The organism is Azoarcus sp. Soil_N_20 (assembly GCF_057656155.1).
Genome location: NZ_JBDGKX010000039.1, coordinates 1 through 3212 on the forward strand (window position 1 = coordinate 1; position 3212 = coordinate 3212).

Below are 3212 nucleotides of genomic sequence, written 5' to 3' on the forward strand. Positions count from 1 at the left end.
GCCACCTCGGCCATCTGGAAGTTGATCAGGGTGCCGTAGCAATCGAAGCTGATGTACTTGGGCCGCAGGCTGCTCATTTGTCTACTCCTGTATTGGGCGGGAATTTTCTGCGTTGGGGTCTCGATCGACCCGGATCGGCTGCACGTCGAGGGAGGCTTGAACTTCCGGGGCTCTCTATGTCTGCTGCTTCCGTGTATTCATTTAATCACTCGACCGATAAATTTCGTTTCGTTTTGGCTTGCTCGCTTCACACATTCGTTGGTATTGATGCCGACCTGCAGCACATTTTGCTGCGCTCCGGACGCGGCTTGCTCACCTCAATAGCCGCGGGACCGATCGATGAGGTCCAGGAGCGGCTCGCCGCGTCGATGCCGGCGAATGTGCTCCAGCAGGATCGGCGCGGCCGTTTCGGGCTGGGTCATGCTCGCCACGTGGGGCGTCACGAGCACCCGTGGATGCGTCCACAAGGGATGTTCGGCCGGCAGGGGCTCGGGATCGGTCACGTCGAGGATCGCGCGGGAGAGCCGGTCCGAATCCAGCGCCTCGAGGAGATCCGCATTCACGAGGTGCGGGCCGCGGCCGACGTTGATCAGCGCCGCCCCGGCAGGCAGCGCCGAGAAGAGCTTGCGGTTCAGGATGCCCCTGGTCGCCGGGGTGAGCGGCAGAAGGCAGATCAGGACGTCGCAACCCTCGAGGAAAGGCTGCAGCTGATCGGGACCGGCGAAACTCTCCACACCGTCCATCCGGCGCAGCGAGCGGTTCCAGCCACGCAGCCGGAAGCCGTAGGTCCTCAGCCTTTCCAGAGCCGCGCGGCCGAGGGAACCCATCCCCATGACGCCGATGCTGCGGGCCGAGGCAGGCGGCACCTCCAGGGGGTTCCACACGCGCGCCGCCTTCGCCGCCACATAGTCGAAGAAGTCGCGGTGCAGGGCCAGGACGGCGAGGCTGACATATTCAACCATGCCGTTGATGATGCCCGGCTCGACCATCCTGACGATGGGAATGTGCGCCGGTACAGCGGAGAAATCGACGTGATCGACCCCCGCACCCGAGGAGAACAGCACCTTAAGCCGGGGCAGGGTGGCGAGGAACTCCGCCGGCGCCTGCCAGGCGATCAGGTATTCGACCTCGTCGAGATTGCCGGCATCGGGCCAGACACGGAAGTCGAGGTCGGGAGCGTGCTCGGCGAAGTAGCTCGCCCAGGCGGCCGCACGCGGTGCATCTGATCGATAGAGAATGCTCATATGGATGTCCTACCAGCCGCCGACCCAGCCGTCGAAGAGCCCTTCGGGGAGGGTTTCTTCATTGGTGCCCCGGAGAAAGTCGAAATCGCAGCCGCGATGCGCCTGCTCGACGTGTTGGTTGTAGAGATTGCGGTATCCGCGCGCGTGCTTCGGGGCCGGCGGCTGCCACGCCTGACGGCGGCGCGCGAGCTCTTCCGGGGCGACACAGAGCTCGATCCGACGCGCAGGCACGTCGAGCTCGATGAAGTCGCCGTCGCGCACCAGGGCGAGCGGGCCGCCGATGGCGGCTTCCGGCGAAATGTGCAGCACCGCGGCGCCGTAGGCGGTACCGCTCATGCGCGCGTCCGAGATGCGCAGCATGTCGCGCACGCCGCGCTCCAGCAGGTGGCGCGGCAGCGGCAGCATGCCCCACTCGGGCATCGCCGCGCCCACCGGACCGGCGTTGCGCAGGATGAGCACGCTGTTCTCGTCGATGTCGAGCGCGGGATCGTCGATCCGGTCGGCGATGGTCTGGACGTCCTCGAAGACCACCGCTCGGCCGCGATGGCGGAACAGTTTCGGGTCCGCGGCGCAGGCCTTCATCACCGCCCCGTCCGGTGCCAGGTTGCCCCGCACCACGACCAGGGTCTCGCCCGGTTTCACCGGCTTGTCCAGCGGGCGGATGACCTCCGCGTCGGTGACCTCGGCGGTCTCGATGATCTCGCCGATCGTCCGCCCGTCCACCGTGCGCGCGTCCAGATGCAGGAAGGGCGCGAGCGTCTTGAGGAGCGCCGGCACGCCGCCTGCGGTCATCAGCCGCTCGGTCAGGTGTTCGCCGGCGGGCTGGACGTTGGCGATCAGCGGCACGCGCCGGCCGATCTCGTCGAAGCGGTCCAGGCTCAGCGGCACGCCGACGCGGCCGGCGAGCGCCAAGAGGTGGATGATGGCGTTGGTCGAGCCGCCCACCGCACACAGCAGGGTGATGGCGTTGTCGAAGGCCCGCGCGTCGAGGACCTCGTTCGGGCGGGGACTGCCCTCGGCGGCCATGCGGACGCTGCGGCGACCCACCTCTCGGGCATGGTGATTGCGACGGCGGTCGACCGCCGGAACCAGGCTGCTGCCGGGCAGGGACACGCCCAAGGCCTCGCAGAGGGTCGCCATGGTGGAGGCGGTGCCCATCTCGGCGCAGTGGCCCGCCGTACCCATGACGTCGCGTTCGAACGCCGCGAAGTCGCATTGAGACTTGCCGGCGCGCAACTCGTCCACCAGACGCCAGACGCCGGTGGCGTTGGCCAGGTCACCGCCGGTCGCCGAACGGGGCGTAGCCGGGCCGCTCCCCAGGAAGATCAACGGAACCCCGGCGCTCGCGGCGCCCATCAGCAGCCCCGGCTGGGTCTTGTCGCATCCGCCGAGCAGCACCACCGCGTCGAAGGGATAGGCGCGGATGCACTCCTCGGCCTCCATCGCGAGCAGATTGCGAAACGGGAACGAGGTCGGCTTGATGATGTTCTCGCTGATCGACATCAGCGGCACCTCGAAGGGGATGCCGCCCGCCTCGAGGATCCCCGTCCTGACCTCCTCCGCAAGGGCGCGAAGGTTGAGATTGCACGGGTTGATGTCGGACCAGGTGTTGAGGATGCCCACGACGGGGCGCGTCATCAGGTCCTCGCGACTCCAGCCGGCCGCCGCCAGGGTCGAGCGGTGCACGAAGCCGGGCAGGTCGTCCTTGCGGAACCAGCGCGCGCTGCGAAGCGGTCGGCCGGACTCGGTTTTCTTGTCGCTCATGGGGTCCCCCCTGGAGTAAGGATCATCTGGACCGCCGGCTCGGCCTCGCGGCCGAGCCGGTGTCACGCAGCGCTCAGAGACCGACCAGGGCGGGCAGGCCGCTCAGGTCCTTGATCTCGTGGCAGGTCCAGACCGGCCAGCTGGGCTCGTGGCCGCGCGCGACGAAGACCCGGTTCTTGATGCCGACGTCGTCGGCCGAGAGGT

General features: G+C 67.8%; 2 protein-coding genes. Both read right to left on the reverse strand.

Features of this window, described 5'->3' with window-relative positions:
- Positions 1-317: 317 nt before the first annotated feature.
- Positions 318-1244 carry a 2-hydroxyacid dehydrogenase gene (locus tag AC3A35_RS27710; protein WP_487439777.1) on the reverse strand — a complete coding sequence of 309 codons (927 nt, stop codon included), beginning with the start codon at positions 1242-1244 and terminating at the stop codon, positions 318-320.
- A 9-nt stretch (positions 1245-1253) separates the two neighbouring features.
- The gene (locus AC3A35_RS27715; RefSeq protein WP_487439778.1) at positions 1254-3008 is read right to left on the reverse strand and encodes a dihydroxy-acid dehydratase; all 1755 of its coding nucleotides are present in this window, start codon (positions 3006-3008) and stop codon (positions 1254-1256) included.
- Between the last annotated feature and the right edge of the window lie 204 nt (positions 3009-3212).

Bases quoted from the DNA above. Each gene is read 5' to 3' on its own strand.
- AC3A35_RS27715 (WP_487439778.1), bottom strand. From the start codon at position 3,008: ATGAGCGACAAGAAAACCGAGTCCGGCCGACCGCTTCGCAGCGCGCGC.
- AC3A35_RS27710 (WP_487439777.1), bottom strand. From the start codon at position 1,244: ATGAGCATTCTCTATCGATCAGATGCACCGCGTGCGGCCGCCTGGGCG.